15 protein-coding genes are annotated in these 16,134 nt (G+C 59.3%); 9 read left to right on the top strand and 6 right to left on the bottom strand.

The window, feature by feature from the left end; genetic code table 11:
- Nucleotides 1-60: 60 nt before the first annotated feature.
- Nucleotides 61-579, bottom strand: coding sequence for a MarR family transcriptional regulator (locus ONB52_08125; GenBank protein MDZ7416117.1), 519 nt, complete (start codon nt 577-579; stop codon nt 61-63).
- Between the two features lie 81 nt (nt 580-660).
- Nucleotides 661-1,494, bottom strand: coding sequence for an alpha/beta hydrolase (locus ONB52_08120; GenBank protein MDZ7416116.1), 834 nt, complete (start codon nt 1,492-1,494; stop codon nt 661-663).
- Nucleotides 1,495-2,337: 843 nt separating this feature from the next.
- Here ONB52_08120 and lepA point away from each other — a divergent pair.
- The 5 genes from lepA to ONB52_08095 all read left to right on the top strand — a co-directional run bounded on the left by lepA (nt 2,338) and on the right by ONB52_08095 (nt 8,463).
- Nucleotides 2,338-4,134 (top strand): translation elongation factor 4, encoded by a 1,797-nt coding sequence (lepA, locus tag ONB52_08115; protein MDZ7416115.1) that lies wholly within the window; start codon nt 2,338-2,340, stop codon nt 4,132-4,134.
- Nucleotides 4,135-4,297: 163 nt separating this feature from the next.
- A complete protein-coding gene (lepB, locus tag ONB52_08110) occupies nt 4,298-5,050 on the top strand; it encodes a signal peptidase I (protein ID MDZ7416114.1) in 753 nt (250 codons plus the stop codon).
- Nucleotides 5,051-5,055: 5 nt separating this feature from the next.
- The gene (gene hemW / locus ONB52_08105) at nt 5,056-6,198 is read left to right on the top strand and encodes a radical SAM family heme chaperone HemW (protein MDZ7416113.1); all 1,143 of its coding nucleotides are present in this window, start codon (nt 5,056-5,058) and stop codon (nt 6,196-6,198) included.
- A 432-nt stretch (nt 6,199-6,630) separates the two neighbouring features.
- Nucleotides 6,631-6,828 (top strand): hypothetical protein, encoded by a 198-nt coding sequence (locus ONB52_08100; protein ID MDZ7416112.1) that lies wholly within the window; start codon nt 6,631-6,633, stop codon nt 6,826-6,828.
- A gap of 132 nt (nt 6,829-6,960) precedes the next feature.
- Complete coding sequence (locus ONB52_08095) at nt 6,961-8,463, top strand: SUMF1/EgtB/PvdO family nonheme iron enzyme (GenBank protein ID MDZ7416111.1); 1,503 nt, start codon at nt 6,961-6,963, stop codon at nt 8,461-8,463.
- A 136-nt stretch (nt 8,464-8,599) separates the two neighbouring features.
- Here the strand turns inward: ONB52_08095 and ONB52_08090 are convergent, their stop codons facing one another.
- Nucleotides 8,600-9,004 (bottom strand): hypothetical protein, encoded by a 405-nt coding sequence (locus tag ONB52_08090; protein ID MDZ7416110.1) that lies wholly within the window; start codon nt 9,002-9,004, stop codon nt 8,600-8,602.
- A gap of 131 nt (nt 9,005-9,135) precedes the next feature.
- On the opposite strand from ONB52_08090, the gene ONB52_08085 reads away from it, so the two are divergent.
- The 3 genes from ONB52_08085 to ONB52_08075 are packed head-to-tail and all read left to right on the top strand — an operon-like array spanning nt 9,136 to nt 10,794.
- The gene (locus tag ONB52_08085; protein MDZ7416109.1) at nt 9,136-9,564 is read left to right on the top strand and encodes a DnaJ domain-containing protein; all 429 of its coding nucleotides are present in this window, start codon (nt 9,136-9,138) and stop codon (nt 9,562-9,564) included.
- Nucleotides 9,565-9,624: 60 nt separating this feature from the next.
- A complete protein-coding gene (locus ONB52_08080; protein MDZ7416108.1) occupies nt 9,625-10,020 on the top strand; it encodes a YbjN domain-containing protein in 396 nt (131 codons plus the stop codon).
- A gap of 60 nt (nt 10,021-10,080) precedes the next feature.
- Entirely contained in the window at nt 10,081-10,794 is a 714-nt protein-coding gene (locus tag ONB52_08075; protein MDZ7416107.1) for a PspA/IM30 family protein, read from the top strand.
- Nucleotides 10,795-11,723: 929 nt separating this feature from the next.
- Here the strand turns inward: ONB52_08075 and ONB52_08070 are convergent.
- The 3 genes from ONB52_08070 to ONB52_08060 all read right to left on the bottom strand — a co-directional run bounded on the left by ONB52_08070 (nt 11,724) and on the right by ONB52_08060 (nt 14,559).
- Complete coding sequence (locus ONB52_08070) at nt 11,724-13,466, bottom strand: SAM-dependent methyltransferase (GenBank protein ID MDZ7416106.1); 1,743 nt, start codon at nt 13,464-13,466, stop codon at nt 11,724-11,726.
- Nucleotide 13,467: 1 nt separating this feature from the next.
- Complete coding sequence (locus tag ONB52_08065; protein ID MDZ7416105.1) at nt 13,468-14,070, bottom strand: hypothetical protein; 603 nt, start codon at nt 14,068-14,070, stop codon at nt 13,468-13,470.
- A 210-nt stretch (nt 14,071-14,280) separates the two neighbouring features.
- Entirely contained in the window at nt 14,281-14,559 is a 279-nt protein-coding gene (locus ONB52_08060; GenBank protein ID MDZ7416104.1) for a hypothetical protein, read from the bottom strand.
- A gap of 552 nt (nt 14,560-15,111) precedes the next feature.
- Here ONB52_08060 and ONB52_08055 point away from each other — a divergent pair.
- The gene (locus tag ONB52_08055; GenBank protein MDZ7416103.1) at nt 15,112-16,128 is read left to right on the top strand and encodes a hypothetical protein; all 1,017 of its coding nucleotides are present in this window, start codon (nt 15,112-15,114) and stop codon (nt 16,126-16,128) included.
- Nucleotides 16,129-16,134 lie beyond the last annotated feature (6 nt).

The raw sequence follows: 16,134 nt of genomic DNA, 5'->3' as shown, positions 1-16,134 counted from the left end.
GCCTGCGGCCCCTGCCGGAAATGGCGCCCGTGGCCGGAGTGCGCACGGGCGCGGTGCTCATCATGCCTCCAGAAATTGTTTTGCCTGCGGCAGCCGGGCCCGCAGGCTGCGCCAGTCCTCGATGAAGCGCTGGTAGGATTCGATCAACTTGCGGTGGAACTCGCGCATCTCCAGCAGCCGTTGCGCAATGATCAGGAGCGCTTCGCGCTCCGGCTCCGGAGCGGTTTTGTACCGCTCCGCCACCAACTGCAAATTGCGCTCGGCAATCTGCACGTTGCCCTCGGTGAGCCGCGAGAGATTCAAGCTCGCCTGCAGAAAGACGTTGTCGACGATCTCGTAGTGATACTTGCGCCCGCCCTTCACCCAGGCGCGGCGAATCAACTTCACCTCCTCCAGCCGGTTGCAGATTTGATTGACCGGGCTTTTGCTCACCCGCAGCGCCTCGGCGATTTGCTCGACCGTCATCGGCTCGCTGGCACACAACAACAGCCCGACAATGCGGCCCATCAGCTCGCTGTTGCCGAAGCTGGCGTAGCCGTTGCCAAAATCGGTAATAATGGCGGTGCGGAGATCATCCATGGTTGCTGCCTGTCACTGAAAGGTTGTGGCATGGGGAAACCGCGGGCGGCCCGCCGAATCCCCCGGGCAGACCGGCCGCGCTCACCGCGGTGCGGGCACAGCCGCCTGCAAAAATTCTTTGACAGCACGATTGAACGCCGGCGCCTCTTCGACAAAAAACTGATGGCCCAATCCTTCGAAAATTTTCAGCCGGCTGTTGGGAATCTTTTTGGCGAGATTGTAGGCGTTGGCCACCGGCACCAGCCGGTCGCCAGTGGCGGCCATGATCAAACACGGCGCCTGAATCAGATGAACCTGCCCGGAGAGATTGAAGGTGGCCCCCGCCGCCGCCTGCGCCAGATAGGCGGCGCGCGGTTGCGGCTCGCGCAGGCGCAAATCGATGAGATGCTCGACGACCTCGCTTTGCATGAAAGCCTCGGAATAAGCCAGCGCCAGTTTGCGGCGGGTCAGCTCGCGCGGCTCGCCCTCGGTGGCCAGCATTTGCGCCAGAACCTCGGGCGCCATCGGCACATGATCGGGACCGCCGGCACTGGTGGCCACCAACACCAGACGATCCACCCTTGCCGGATAACGCAACGCAAAATCCTGCGCGATGAAACCGCCCATTGAAATCCCCAAAATATGCGCGCGGGCGATCCTGAGCGAGTCCAGCAAACCGGCGAGATCATCCGCCATCATGCGAATCGAATAAGGCCCCGGCGGCATGCCCGATTTGCCCACCCCACGGTTGTCATAGGCCACCACTGTGAAATCCCGCGACAGCTCGGGAATCTGCCGCTCCCAAATCCAGGTGGCCACTCCCAGCCCCTCGATCAGAACCAGGTAAGGCCCGCTGCCGCTGATTTCATAATACAACTCGACATCACTGAGCTTGACCCGGCCATGCACCGGCTCACCCGCATGCAGCGCAATCATGGAAGCAACCATAACGGCTGCGACCATTTGCCAGATTGCTTGCCACTGACCACGAGAGGATGTCATGGGCCACCCACAAGTTTTATGATTTTGATTTTTGTCGGATAATTCGAATTTTCGAATTTTTCGAGATATTAAAAAAATAAAACTTGATTGTAAAGAAAAAATTTTTTGAGGGTGAACCAGGATTAATGTCAGGTGAACAAAAAATACCAAAAGATTAACATTATTTTTGACAATAGCTTGCTCGCATAAAATTGGCTCCAATGTGATTGATCTGAATAACGGAAGTGAAGACTTTGCCTGCCTGTGCTTCGCACGAACGCTTTAATGAACCGCCCGCCAGAACAGATTTGATCTTGCGAAAAGGAACGCCGGCAAAATGAGTTTTGGCCTTTCTCGTGGCATTCCGATTTTGTGGGAGGGTTTTCATCAAAATGCCGCAGTGCGCTTTGCAGGCTGCCCCGAGACAAGGCCTCTGCGCAACAGGATGCCGGCGCAGGGTGAGCCGCTTGCGGAGCAGAGGTCAGTTTCATATTTCTCTGCCGGAGCGCGGGTCGTCCGCCTGCCTGCAGCCAGGCAGACGACGCGGCATATTCATCGTGACGCACAAGGGAGCATTATAATCCCTCAGGAACGTGCGGAGGGGCGCAGGCCTCCCTGCCTGCACACAAAGAGGTTTGCGCGGCGTTCCCAAACGGAACCGAGGCTTTGCAGACCGTCAGGATTTTCTGTTGTCTCTTTTCACAAAATTTGATAGATTGCCGTTCCGCAAACGGCTCAGGATGACACGACGTTTGCCGGCTGGTTGTGATTTCAAATTATGGGACGATCCGGAAATTTATGCAGGCCAACATTCGCAACTTTTGCATCATTGCACATATCGATCACGGCAAATCCACGCTGGCTGACCGTTTTCTCGAACTCACCGGAGCGTTGCGCAAGGAGGAAATTGTTTCCCAAACGCTGGACAGCATGGATCTGGAGCGCGAGCGCGGCATCACCATCAAGCTGCATGCGGTGACGATGAACTATCATGCGCCCGACGGCCGCGCGTATGTGCTCAATCTCATCGACACCCCGGGACATGTGGACTTCAGCTACGAGGTCTCGCGCAGCCTGGCGGCGTGCGAGGGCGCGATCCTGGTGGTGGATGCCTCGCAGGGCGTGGAAGCCCAAACCATCTCCAACCTCTATCTCGCCCTGGAACACAATCTCACCATCATCCCTGTCATCAACAAAATCGACCTGCAGGGTGCACAGATCGACCTGGTGAAGCGCCAGATCACCGAAGTGCTGGGCATCGACGAGAGTGAGATCATTTTGGCAAGCGCCAAGCAGGGGGTGGGCATCCCCGAGATCATGCAGGCGGTGATCGAGCGCGTGCCGCCGCCCGCCGGCAAGGCGGATGATCCGCTGCGCGCGTTGATCTTCGATTCGATGTTCGACAGCTATCGCGGCGCCGTGGCCTACATACGGGTGTTCGACGGCACGATCCAGCCCGGCATGAAGATCCGTTTCTTTTCCACCGGCAAGGAATTCGAGGTGGCGGAAGTGGGCACCATGTGTCTGCGCAAGTTTCCCCAGCCGCAACTGCGGCCGGGGGAGGTCGGCTATTGCATTGCCGGGGTGAAGGAAGTGAAGGACACCAAGGTGGGCGACACCATCACCGCGGTGGATCATCCCGCCGCCGAGCCGCTCCCCGGCTATCGCGAAGTCAAGCCCATGGTGTTCAGCGGCATCTTTCCCACGGCCTCCGAGCAGTACGAGGTGCTGCGCGCCGCACTCGACAAGCTCAAACTCAATGACTCGGCGCTGGTGTACGAACCGGAGAGTTCGGTGGCGCTGGGCTTCGGCTTTCGCTGCGGCTTTCTCGGCCTGCTGCATCTGGAGATCGTGCAGGAGCGGCTGGAACGCGAATATGGTCTCGACATCCTCACCACCGTGCCCAATGTGGAATACTGGGTGTACAAGACCAACGGCACGAAGGTGGTGGTGGACAATCCCGCACTCATGCCCAACGCCGGCGAGATCAGCCGGGTGGAGGAGCCCTATATTCGCGCGCAAATCATCACGCCCGCGGAATACATCGGCAACATCATGAAGCTGGCGCAGGAGCGCCGCGGCGTGCACAAGAACACGCATTATCTCGACACCAGCCGGGTGGATCTCACCTATGAATTTCCGCTGGCGGAGATCATCTTCGATTTCTACGACAAGCTCAAATCCTGCACTCGCGGCTATGCCTCGCTCGACTATGAGTTCATCGGCTATCGCGAGGGCAACCTCGCCAAGCTGGATATTCTGATCAACGGGGATCCGGTGGACGCGCTCTCCCACATCGTGCATCGCGAGAGGGCCTACGAGTGGGGCAAGAAGATTTGCGAGAAGCTGCGCGAGCTGATTCCGCGCCAGATGTTCGAAGTCGCGATTCAGGCCGCCATCGGCTCGAAGATCATCGCACGCGAGACGGTGAAGGCGATGCGCAAGAACGTCACCGCCAAATGCTACGGCGGCGACATCACGCGCAAGCGCAAGCTGCTCGAACGCCAAAAGGAAGGCAAGAAGCGCATGAAACAGCTCGGCCAGGTGGAAATTCCACAGGAAGCCTTCCTGGCAGTGCTCAAGGTCGAGCATTGACCGTCCGCGCCGTTGGCCGGGCGCAACGGCTCAGGTCTCGGCGGCCCCCACCGTTTTCCCGGATTCTTCGCGGAAATGAATCTCTGAGAAATTATCCTTGCAACCCTCACGGGACTTATCTAGCTCCAAGGTAGTCAACATTATGGCCCAGGCAACTCTGAAAATGACCAAGCCCAAAGGCGAAACGCCGGAACACCCCACCAAAAGCAAATCACGGGAATACATCGAGGCCATTCTCGTGGCGCTCTTTTTCGCGTTGCTGCTGCGCACCTTCGTGGTGCAGGCGTTTCGCATCCCCACCGGCTCGATGAAGGACACCCTGCTGGTCGGCGATTTTCTGCTGGTCAACAAGTTCATCTATGGTGCGCGCACGCCCGACGGCATTCCGTTCACCAACATCACCTTTCCGGTGTGGCGTCTGCCCGCGCTGCGCGAGCCGCAGCCGGGTGACATCGTGGTGTTCAAATATCCCCGCGATCCCATGCTGGACTACATCAAGCGCTGCATTGCCGTGGGCGGACAAACCGTCGAGATCCGCGGCGGGGTGGTGTATATCGACGACCGGCCGGAGGGCGAGCGGGTTTTTCTCAAAGAGGAATATGACGCCTCGGAAAATCACAGTGTGCGCTATTATCGCATCACCACCCCCACCGGCCAGAGCTACACCATCCGGCATTATGCCGACCGCAATGAGGCCAGCGACAACTTTGGCCCAATCACCGTGCCGGCCGGCCAGTTCTTCATGATGGGCGACAATCGCGACAACAGCCAGGACAGCCGCTACTGGGATTGTCTGCCGCGCGAAAACGTCGTCGGACAGGCGCTGGTGATCTACTTCTCACTCGACACCGACAAGCCCTGGCTCACCTGGCTGAAAAACATTCGCTGGAGCCGGATCGGGAACTACATCAAATAACCGCCATGGCGGAAGCCGGCCTTTACATTCACATTCCCTTTTGCGAAAAGCGCTGCCGTTACTGCGATTTCTACACCCTGGCCGGCAGCCGGGCACGCATACCCGACTACCTCGCCGCGCTGCAGCGCGAGCTGGCGCTGCGCGCCGCCGAGCCCTTCTGGCAGCGCCAGCGCTTCGCCACCATCTTTTTTGGCGGCGGCACGCCCTCGCTGCTCTCCCCCCAACAGATTGCCGAAATTCTCGACAGTTGTTTTGCCCATTTGCGGTTCAACGAGCGCGTCGAAGTGACGCTGGAAGCCAATCCCGGCACGCTCGACGGCACCCAGATGGCCAAGTACCGCGCCGTGGGGGTCAATCGTTTGAGTCTGGGCGTGCAGTCTTTCGACCCCGCCGAGCTGGCCCTGCTGGAGCGCGTGCATACGCCGCAGCAGGCGCTGATCGCGGCACAAAACGCACGCTATGCCGGCTTCGAAAACCTGAATCTCGACTTCATGTTTGCGCTGCCCAATCAAACCCTGGCGCGCTGGCAGCACACGCTGGAACAGGCGGTGGCGCTCGCGCCGGAACATCTCTCCGCCTACAATCTCACCATTGAGCCCGGCACACCGATTCATGCCGCGATGCAACGCGGCGAGCTCAAACCGCTAACGCAGGAGGAGGAACGCGAGTTCTTCGCCTTCACCATCGACTTCCTCGAACAGCACGGCTACCAGCATTACGAAATTTCCAACTTCGCCAAACCCGGTTTCGCCGCCCGCCACAATCTCAAGTATTGGGACGGCAGCCCGTATTTGGGGCTGGGCGCCTCGGCGCATTCCTTCGATGGCAGGCGGCGGTGTTGGAACGTGGCCAATTTGCGCAAATATCTCGAACGCCTGGCCGAAGGCAGGCTGGCCCAGGAGGGCGAGGAGAAGCTCACCCCGCAACAGCGCATGTTCGAGTTTGCGTTTTTGGGACTGCGGCAGCGGCGCGGCATTGCACTGGACGAATTCGCGCAGAAATTCAAAATGCCGCTGACGCAGGCCTTCAATGGCGAGTTGCACCGTCTGCAGGCGCAGGGCCTGCTGATCCACGAAGACGGGTATCTGCGCCTGAGTCGCGAGGGCGTGTTCCTGTGCGATGAAATCTGCGCCCGGCTAGCGCCGTGATGGACGGGCAGGTACCAGCCCGCTGAGCATCGCTTGGCCGCTTTCATTTCTCGAAACAATTCACGCGACTTCGCCGCCCGCCGGGCGACTGCATCAGAGCCGCTTTACTGTCAAGCTGTCGCAAGAGTGTCCGCCGCCGAATCGCCACCCTGCAACAGCAGGGTTCCTGCACTGGCGCGGACGTTGCATGAGAACCCCTTGAGCGTTCATGACACCCGGCAGTGGTGCAGCCTCTGCTGCGCCGGAATTGGAACGTTTTCAGACGGACACGAACAACAAGTGCCAGAGGCGGCTGCCGGGAAGCCAATTGCCGGGGCCCGCCGGCATCCGGTTTGTCTTTGCAGAGGGGCAATGAAGGAGCTGCAGCCGGCTCCGGCCCCCACTTGATTTTTTGTCCTGCCTGCCGCTCACCCTAGATCAGGAGATCCTGCCATGTTCATGCGTCTCTGGGGTTCCGCACTGTTGCTGCTGGGATTGTCGGTCATTGCCGAGGGCAGCTTCCATTTGCTGCAGCGCGACAGCGGCCTGCCGCGCTGGCTGTATGTGGCCTTGGGTGTCGTGCTGGTGGTGCGAGGCCTTTATCTCACCTGGCCGTTTCACAAGCAGCCGCCTGCTGACGGCGCGGCATAAGATCTTGTGCGCGTTGCTTGTCCCCCGCCTGCCGGCTGGCGCGCGCAATTTTAACCCGCTCCCACCTGCCGCAACCGCCTGCTTTGCCGGTACTATCCTGGCACAATTGAATCTCCATCATCAGGACGAGGCATGGCGGCTGTCGAACACTACGGCGATTGGCTCGAGATTTTGGGGAGCATGTTTCCGGAGGTCGGTTACACGGCAATTTTGGTATTCGTGCTTTATCTCGCGCGCCAGGGCTGGAAAACGCGCGACGACTGGCAAATCGGACCGCCCTGGAGTGCCTCCACCCAATACCTGAAAAAATTCCATCAAGAATTCGGCCACCTTCTCCGCCACGGCTATGGCCAGCAAGTCTCCTTCTACATCCTCAAAGCCTGGCCCGCCACCGCCAAACGCCTGGATGAGCACGAGGCGCACGATCTCGAAAGCATCATGCAACTGCTGGCGGTGGAAAAACGCAGCCTGCTCATCACCGGCGGTGCCAGCTCGGGCAAGACCACGTTTCTGCAGGCCCTGGCCCTGCGCGCCAGTTCGCCGCAGGAACATCGCAAGCTGGGCTTTCGCAAGCCGCGCCTGCCCATCTATCTGCCACTCAAGCTCATCGATACCTCGCTGCCGTTTCCCAAAGCGCTGCGCCGGGCGCTGGCCGGATTGGGGTTGAGCCTGAAAACCGTTTACCTGCAACGCGCGCTCAAAAGCGGACGGGCGCTGTTGCTGTTCGACGGTCTGGATGAAATCCCCGCCGGTGAGCAGCGTGAACGTCTGTGCCGCTGGCTCGATGGCCTGGCGCAAACAGCGGCCGCTGCCTTTCCCCTGGTCATCACCTGCAAGGCCGAAGCCCTGCTGCAAAATGTGCGTTTCGAGTTTCCGCATTTCACCGTGGCACTGCGCAACTACGCACTCCTGCAATACCGCTCGCTGCGCGCGGTTTCGGAAACACGCATGCCGCCGCTCTACCACAATCCGGTGGAGCTGGAGGCCGAATACATTCTGCTTTCGCCGCCCGGCCTGCCGTTGATGTTGAAGGGCGCAAAGAAACCGGCGCCGCTGTACTTCTATCATCTCGCGAAGTATCCCGTCACCAACAAGCGTTATCGTGCCTTCGTCCAGGCCACCGGTCACCGGCCGCCCAGTCTGTGGCAACAGCCGGATTTTGCCGGCGACAATTTGCCGGTGGTGGGCGTGGATTGGGAGGATGCCGAGGCCTATTGCGCCTGGCTCACCGCCATGGCGGACAAGCTTACCAATACGGCGGCGCTCGGCAAGTTCGTCTTTCGTCTGCCGACCGAGGAGGAGTGGGAATGGGCGGCGGGCAACGGGGAGCGCACCTATCCCTGGGGCTTTGAATCGCCCCGGCCGGAGCATGCCAACTTCGCGGATGATTTGTGCCGGCTGCAGCCCGTCGATGCCCATCCCGCGGGCGCCACACCGTTGGGCATCCACGATCTTGCCGGCAATGTATGGGAATGGACGGCGACCAAAGCAAGCGAGAAACCCGAAAAACGGGTGGTCCGCGGTGGCGCCGCCTTCAATGATGCCGGCGCCCTGCTCTGCACCGCGCGCGATGCCCATCTCAAACAACTTTCCCGTTTCATCGGTTTTCGCGTGGCACGTCTGCCGGTGGAATGAGGTCGTCGCTTCAGCTTCGGCTGGCAGCGCCTGCTCTCTTGCCTCCCCACGCCAGAAATTGCAGGGACCACACAACGCGGCCTGTGCCCGGGCGGATTGCCTGACCGCGGTGCGGCGCCCGCTTTTCAAGCTGACGTCAGAACCGGCTGCCGCCCTTGTGACTGCCGCGCCCGATCGCCACACCGTTGTCACCCAGCCACGCACAGCCCGAAGCTGTAGTCATCGCAGTCCTGCCATGCGGCTTTGCATGCCGGTTTGCTGTTGCCCGGAAAAAATGTCGTGTTCGCAAAATTCCATCAGTTATTCCGTTCGAAGTCAAGCAAAACTTCTTTTTCAAACGTGGCGCAGCGCCAACTGCGAAATTCGCCCCTTTGCCGAAGGCACCACGATTTTTCCCCCAACGAAAATGGCCTCCCACGAAATGGCTTTTTCCGTCTCGTGGGTGGCTGGCCATCGCAATCAAACCGGCGTTGCTCGCAGAGGGGATCAATCCGGGTGCAAAATACAGCGTCCAGGAACGTTTGTGATAAAAACCCGCCACTTATTTTTTGCCATTCGTTTTTCTGTCTGTGCTTTTGAATTGTTTTGCCCGCCATCGGTTTGTCTTTCCAAAAGTTGGCCGTCTTGGACAAGAGGTCTGCGCCAGACTCCTGCACGCAAGCGAGACACTACGTGACAAACGCGCTTGACTTGTCGGTTTTTGATTATTATCGTCAGGGGCATTCGAATATTTATTGCAACCGGTTTGCCATGCACCTGCTCATCCGAATTGCGCGCCTGGTACGCGCTCATTGGAACCGCCACTTGGAAAGCCCTGCCGCGCCGCAAGCGCAATGGCACGATGAAGCCGGCAACGACCGGACGGCGGGGCCGGCCTCCTGGCGCAGCGGGCAGGATCCCGAGCTGGCGCGTTACTATGCCAATTTGGAGGTTCCCTATGGCGCCGACCTGGCCACCGTGCGACAGGCATGGAAAAAACTGTTGCGCAAATATCATCCGGATTTGCATGCGCGCGATCCCGAAAAGCGGCGGCTTGCCACCGAGCTGACCAAGGGCTTGAATCACGCTTATGCCGAGCTTGAAAAACGACTGTCAAGATAAGCGGCACGCCGGCGGCGTTTGACCCGCCGGCCGGACAACTTTCCAACCCAGGAGGTTTGCATGTCATCACATTTGGATCGCATCAAAGGCTATTTGCTGGATCTCGATTTGAAAATCGTCAGGGAGGATCGCGAGCAAGAGCTGGTGGTGGTGGAAGACGAGGCGGAAGGCATCAAAAACCTGGTGATCGATTGCGAGCCGCCGCTGGTGATTCTGGAGCAATTGATCATGCCGGTGCCCGAACAACCGGGCGATCTCTTCAAACGGCTGCTGCAGATGAACCATACCCTGGTGCATGGCGCCTTTGCGCTGGATCAGGAAGGCCGGCACGTCTTCTTTCGGGACACGCTGGAATTGGAAAACCTCGACCGCAACGAGCTGGAAGCCTCGATCCGTGCGCTCTCGCTGGCGATGGCCGAGCATGCCACGGAACTGCTGCAGCTCGCGAAAAAGTAACGCCACCCAACTTGCCAGGCCGGGCCGGGATCACAGCCATTCACTCTGACTGGAGGACATATGCCAAGCATTTTCCAACGTGTTTTCAAGATCGCCCAATCGGAAGCCCACGCCGCGATTGACAAGCTCGAAGATCCGATCAAACTGACGGAGCAGGGCATTCGGGATTTGAAAAACGATTTGCAGGCCGCGATGGTCAGCCTGGCGCAGGTGAAGGCGCTGGCCATCCGCATGAAAAAGGACGCCGAAGAGCAACAACGCCTGGCAGCCGACTATGAACGCAAGGCCATGCTGCTGCTGCAACGCGGCCAGAGCGGGGAGTTGGAGGCCGCGCAGGCCGACAAGCTCGCCACCGAGGCCCTCACCAGGAAGGAAGAGGCCGCACAACGCGCCAACTCGCTGCTGACAGACTATCAGGCCCAGGAAAAAATGGCCGGGCAACTGCAGGTGAAGGTCGACAAACTCAAACAAACGATCACGCGCTATGAAAACGAGCTGGCCACCCTCAAGGCGCGCGCCCGCACGGCCTCCTCGATGCGCAAAATCAACCAGCAACTCGCCAATGTCGATTCCTCCAGCACCCTGCACATGCTGGAGCGCATGAAGAACAAAGTCTCCGAAGAGGAAGCTCTGGCCGAAGCCTATGGCGAGGTGGTGACGGGCGGCACCAGCCTGGATGAACAAATCGACCAGGCACTGGCCACGCCGGCTGCGGCGAAAGCCGCCGACTCACTGGCCGAGCTGAAAAAGAAGATGGGCCTCACCGCCGGCTGAGGCCCGCCGCGTCCTGCCGGACAGGTGCACCCCGGGGGCAATACTCTGCTCGCGTTCCACAGCCGTTTAGGGTTGGTTTTTGAGTTGGTGTGCCGGGCGGACGCTTCATACTCAGAGATTCACATTGCAATCCTCAACGAGTATAAAATTCGCCTGTTTGCCAAAGACATCCCCTCTCATCCTCCCACGAAAAGGAACTTCCTCGAAAGGTTTTTCCGAGGAACTTCGTTTTCGTGGGAGGATTTTTTATGCTCTCAGTTGCTTGCTGTGGGTAAACAATGGCGGGATATTGGCCGCGGGTTTTGCACAAAAGCGTTTCATCAGACCGGCGTTGGCCTTGGCATCGTATCCCCCCAAATGCCGCAGCCCGCATTTGCTCCCTGCCGGCAGACAAGAGGTTCAATGCTGCCAACTTTTCGCAGTGATAAAAATTCAAAAACACGCAAGGGCGCGCAGCCGCAGTGGTTTCGCAAAGCATAACCGTTCCGTCACGGTTTGACCGTGGCTTTATCCTGCGATCCTGCAGATGTTCCCGGCAGGGATGCCTCGACCAAGCCGTGGCAAGGTCAAACAGGGAACTGCATCGTTACTGTTTTCTTTTCGCAACGCAAAAAGGCGGAGTCGCCAAGCCGCAAGGGAAAACCTTGCGGGGCTCCTGGCGACTTTGCGTTTATCATGGGAATAGCTTTTGTCGCAGACCCTTCCAGGTCGGTTTCTGAAGGCACTGCTACGAAAGTTCGTCTCCCTCATAAGGCCTGAAGCGCGCGGCATGGCAATTACCCGGAAAACACCATTTGCCGCCGAGATTTTGGCGACACCGATTTGTACAGCTTGCGGCCGATAAAAATCAACGCGACCCCGCCAGAAAATTTGTTTGGGGCCGCGTTACGATTTACTCACACACAAATCAACGCAGAACCGTTTTTATCTCACGCCCTGTCCGATCCCCACTCCGCCAGCAGACGATCCATATCGCCCTCCGCCTGATTGCGTTGTGCCTCCAGCTCACGCAAAGCCTGCCACTCGGTTGTGAAATCAAAGGCTGGTTGATAACGCCGGCCACTGACGTAGCGGGTGAAATTGAGATTGCAATGATGAGCAGTCTCGATGTCCGCCAGCGTGGCGGTGGCCGCGAAACCGGCGAGGGCGGGGTTGTGGGCCAGCCAGAGGCGGGCGCGTTCGGCGGCCTGTTGCAGGGCCTGGCGGCGCAGATGAAATTGGGCATCGATCTTCTCCCGGGCGCGGCTCCCTTCCGGCCAGCGGTTGCGGGCCGCGTGGTGTGCCGTATCACAATGCCGCAGCCACTCGGCAATGATTTCCTCGAGCGCCGCCGGCATTTGGGCCGCCTCGCCAAAGGTGCGGTATGTGGCCACGATTTTCAAAATGTCGGTATCCTGCAAGCCCTGCTCCGGGCTCTCCGGTTCGAGGTGTGCGGTTGCGTCGATGAACAATACCCGGCCGCGGCGGGCTTGGGGTTTGTTGGGCCGCAGCAGGAGGATGGCAAAGGCCAGGCTGGCACCATAACCCAGGCCACTGGGCAGGCCGATGACCGCTTCGATCACATCGCAGTCCGGTTGCAACCACCCCCGGCGGATGTTCTGTTCGAGGCCGGCGCGAAAGAGCACGCCGTGCGGCATGATGAGGGCCGCGCGGCCGGTGGGCGTGAGCGCCGCAAGCGCATGTTGCGCGAAAGCGAGGTCACCGCGTTTTTCCGGTGGCACGCCGGCCTGAAAGCGCTGCCAGGGATCATTGCTCGCGATGTGACGCGGCCAGTTGGCAATGGAAAACGGCGGGTGAGCGATGAGACGGTCGCAGGTTAGCAGACTGCCGTCGGCAGCAAGCAGCGGACGGCTGAGGGTGTCGCCCAGCTCGAGTTGAAAATCGGTGACCCCATGCAGCAGCAGATTCAAGCGGCCAAGCACCCACGTTTCCGGATCGAGTTCTTCGCCATGCAGTGAGAGGTTTTGGAGCTGGCCGCCGGCGCGCGCTACATACGCGCGACAGGCCAGCAGGCCGCGCGCCGCGCCGCACACCGGATCGCACAGGCGCATGCCGTCTGCCGGCTGCAGTAATTCTGCCAGGAGCTGCATCACGCTGTGCGGACTGGCAAAATCGCCGGCTTTGCGGCCGGCCTTCTGGATGAAGTCTTCCAGCAGACGGTCGATAGCCCCGGCAAAGACTTCATCGGTCAAAAGATTTTGATCGGCAAGCGAAATTTTGCTGAGATGATGCAACAGCCGGTGCCACAGCTCATCGGCAGCCGCCGCCCCTAGCCCGGTGTCGAGCGTCTCGAATGAGAGACGGTCGAGCACGCCGGCCAGGGCGCCGGGATTGCGGGCCGCCAGCGCGGCGCAGGCACGCGCCAGAGCCGCCAGACTGTGCCCCGGGGTGCCGAGCAAGACCGGCCAGCGCGCTTCGCGCGGCACAAAGATGGGATGCTCATCGGGATCCTCCGCAACCGCAACCGCCTCGGCTTCCGAGCTGCCCTGGCTGCGCTCGCGTGCGATGAGCGAATCATAGCGGTCCTGGAACTGATCGTGAAGACGCTTCAACAGAATGACTGCCAGAAGATGATTGCGCAACGGCAGCGGGTCGGTGACGGCACTCACCAGCTTGAGGGCTTCGGCAAAATGGGCACTCAACTCGTCCAGGGTCACAGGCTCCGGCCTCATGTCACCCTCCATTTTCCAGCAGCGTATGCACCACCAGATTGTGCGCCAGCGCCAGTCGCTGCGTGGCGGCGGCCAGTGCCAGGTGATGGTGTCGCTCGGCGGCACGCAGCAGCTTCACCAATTGTTCCTGCCTGCCTGGGGGAGGTACCGGCAGCATGATGCGGCGCACAGCCTTGAGCGTGAGATTCTTCTGGCGGGTGGTGGATTGCGAGGCGCGTTCCAGGAGCTCACGGCCGGCGGGATGCCGGAGGAAAGCGACCAACAGCTCGGGCAGCAATTGCGGGCCGCAACGGATGGCAATGAGATTGGAATCGATGATCATGCCTGCAGCACGCTCGGGCAGCAGCGCCACGCGCACCGCCGTGCCGCGACAGGTGAGCAGCACATCACCGGCGGCAACCTGCGACGAGGCCGCATCGACCCCGGGCGCGAGACTCACCGTCTCGATGGCCTCCCAATCCACCCCCGATTCACCGATGGCTTTCATGCCGATCAGGCTCATCTGCAGGCCGTATTTCTGCGAGCTGAGCACATTACCGTGGCGCGCCAGCCCAACGAAGACTTGCGCGACTGCTTCCAGTGGATAGTGGGGGAAGGCAGACATGAAGAATCCCCGCAATTGAAGGTGAGGCCCCCGGGCGGCGGTGAGCCCGGGGGCCCGATGAATTACAACGTCCGCACCGCGCCGCCCCTGCCCCGACCAAGCCGAAAGATGCCCGACAGCGCGCCGCAGGCGAAGGCCGGGATAAAAATACAACGGCCAAGTGTTGCAGGAGCACCAGCACCGGTTTGGGTTTGCGGACAGACACCGTTTCTATTCACGCACAATGACCTCGCAATAGAGATGACCTTCCGGCGCGCGTGCTTTGACGTAACACCGCACGATTTTGCCGGAGAGCTGATCGGTGAGTTGACGCCTTGCCTCTTCGCCGGCTTCCGTGTCGGGTGGCGGCGCGCTTTGCTCCAGACGGATCACTTCAATGGGATTGTAGGGATAATCATTCCCCGCGCCCGCGAGCGTGACTTGCATCTCGAAGGTGTCACCGGCGATGATGCGCAGGACAGGCCCCTCGATCCAGTCTTCCATTCGCATGATTTTGCCTTTCTGTGGCCGGGCCACGATTGGTGGTTGGATTTTCCGGCAAAATCAGCTATCTTTGTGTGCCGACCTTTCGAGCTGGTTTTGCCGGCTTGATTGTGTCCACGCCGTGTTCATCGCCATGAACACGGCGTTTTCTTTTTCAACTTGCAGAGGCCTGGAAGGTGAGCATTCCTGTGGCGTGTGTGCGGTGAGATATTCAAGAGGAAGTTGCCCTCCCATTGGCGCGCGCGATTATAAGATAATTTTGAAAATTTGTCAACAATTTTATTAAATAAAAAACTATTATGTAGTCATTATTTAGTAAAAATTTTATTATTTTTTATAAAGTGAACGCAATAGGACATAGAAGTGAATGAATTGGACTTGAAGGTACATTTTCATACATGTCATGTCGACTTCGAATAAACTACTACACTGATTTATAAAACCTTATGGCCACTGCTGTAGACCAGGATTTTTACGGCATTGGCCTTGCCTTGTCTGGTGGCACAACGCAACCACAACCAGTTGCTACCAAGCATTATCAAACCAAGAGGTATCACCATGAAACGCATTCTGCAATGGTCGGCTTTGCTGGCCACCGCTGGCATGCTCCTGACCGCATGCAATCAACAGCAACCAGTTGAAGCAGTTACAGAAGCTGATTCCAGTACCGAACTGAGCCTGGAAAAAGACTTCGGCGGATTCACCACCAGTGATGAAGCGCCAATGTTCAACGACGAAGACGTCATAGCGGAGGCAGTGGAAGATGCCGAGACCGGAGACCCGCTGGCTGTCGAGTCCCTGGGCTTGGCCGCCACCCAAAACGGAGTGAAGGCCTACTTCCTCCGCGTGAAATGGGGTTTGCTGGAATTCGACTCCACCGCCACCGAGAGAGTGGATTGGAGCGGTTCGATCCACATCACGCGCGGCACACTGGCAGCCCTGAGGAAAATTGCCTTTGAGCCCGGCGATTACATTCAACGCCCGCGCAGCAGCCGCAAAGAGATTGCCTTTACCTCGACGACTCAGCAGCATTTTGACGGTTTGATGTTGATGATTGTAGACAAGGACACGGCTGCCACTGCCGGCGAGCTGACCATCACGCTCGGCAGTTATTCCCGCACTTTCCCCTATTCCGATCTGAATTCACTGGACCTCGTCGAGGCAGTCGATGCCACGGGCCACGAGGTTTCCATCGTGAGTCGCAGCCGGGAAGTGCGGCCTTTTGCCGGCGGCTTTCTCGAAGGCCGCTGGGTGAAGACAAACCGCCAGGGTGGTGAGTTCAGCGGCCGCTGGATCAGCAGCGAGGGCGGGAACGCGGGCACCTTGCGCGGCATTTGGGGCGAGCGCCGCAACGGCGAAAAGGTGTTCTTCGGCAAGTACATCAGCAACAAAGGGGAATTCGGCGGGTTGCTCGCCGGTCATTGGGACTATACACGCGGCAATCAGACAGGCTGGTTCGAGGGCCGCTGGTTAGACCGCAATCGCGAAGCCACGGGCGGCCTCAAAGGCCACTTCCTGCTCGGCAACAACCAGGGCCAGCGCGGTTTCTTCGCCGCTCGCTGGAGCAAATCGTAAAGGTAG

This window comes from candidate division KSB1 bacterium (genome assembly GCA_034506255.1).
GTDB classification, from domain to species: Bacteria; Zhuqueibacterota; Zhuqueibacteria; order Zhuqueibacterales; family Zhuqueibacteraceae; genus Coneutiohabitans; species Coneutiohabitans thermophilus.
The sequence above is the reverse complement of the archived record's forward strand: the minus strand, read 5'-3'. Positions and strand labels throughout refer to the sequence as shown.

What these genes read in the sequence shown, in the direction of transcription:
- ONB52_08055 (MDZ7416103.1), top strand. Translation starts at nt 15,112, where the DNA reads ATGAAACGCATTCTGCAATGGTCGGCTTTGCTGGCCACCGCTGGCATG.
- lepB (MDZ7416114.1), top strand. Translation starts at nt 4,298, where the DNA reads ATGACCAAGCCCAAAGGCGAAACGCCGGAACACCCCACCAAAAGCAAA.
- lepA (MDZ7416115.1), top strand. Translation starts at nt 2,338, where the DNA reads ATGCAGGCCAACATTCGCAACTTTTGCATCATTGCACATATCGATCAC.
- ONB52_08065 (MDZ7416105.1), bottom strand. Translation starts at nt 14,070, where the DNA reads ATGTCTGCCTTCCCCCACTATCCACTGGAAGCAGTCGCGCAAGTCTTC.
- ONB52_08070 (MDZ7416106.1), bottom strand. Translation starts at nt 13,466, where the DNA reads ATGAGGCCGGAGCCTGTGACCCTGGACGAGTTGAGTGCCCATTTTGCC.
- hemW (MDZ7416113.1), top strand. Translation starts at nt 5,056, where the DNA reads ATGGCGGAAGCCGGCCTTTACATTCACATTCCCTTTTGCGAAAAGCGC.
- ONB52_08080 (MDZ7416108.1), top strand. Translation starts at nt 9,625, where the DNA reads ATGTCATCACATTTGGATCGCATCAAAGGCTATTTGCTGGATCTCGAT.
- ONB52_08060 (MDZ7416104.1), bottom strand. Translation starts at nt 14,559, where the DNA reads ATGCGAATGGAAGACTGGATCGAGGGGCCTGTCCTGCGCATCATCGCC.
- ONB52_08120 (MDZ7416116.1), bottom strand. Translation starts at nt 1,494, where the DNA reads ATGATTGCGCTGCATGCGGGTGAGCCGGTGCATGGCCGGGTCAAGCTC.
- ONB52_08095 (MDZ7416111.1), top strand. Translation starts at nt 6,961, where the DNA reads ATGGCGGCTGTCGAACACTACGGCGATTGGCTCGAGATTTTGGGGAGC.
- ONB52_08125 (MDZ7416117.1), bottom strand. Translation starts at nt 579, where the DNA reads ATGGATGATCTCCGCACCGCCATTATTACCGATTTTGGCAACGGCTAC.
- ONB52_08100 (MDZ7416112.1), top strand. Translation starts at nt 6,631, where the DNA reads ATGTTCATGCGTCTCTGGGGTTCCGCACTGTTGCTGCTGGGATTGTCG.
- ONB52_08075 (MDZ7416107.1), top strand. Translation starts at nt 10,081, where the DNA reads ATGCCAAGCATTTTCCAACGTGTTTTCAAGATCGCCCAATCGGAAGCC.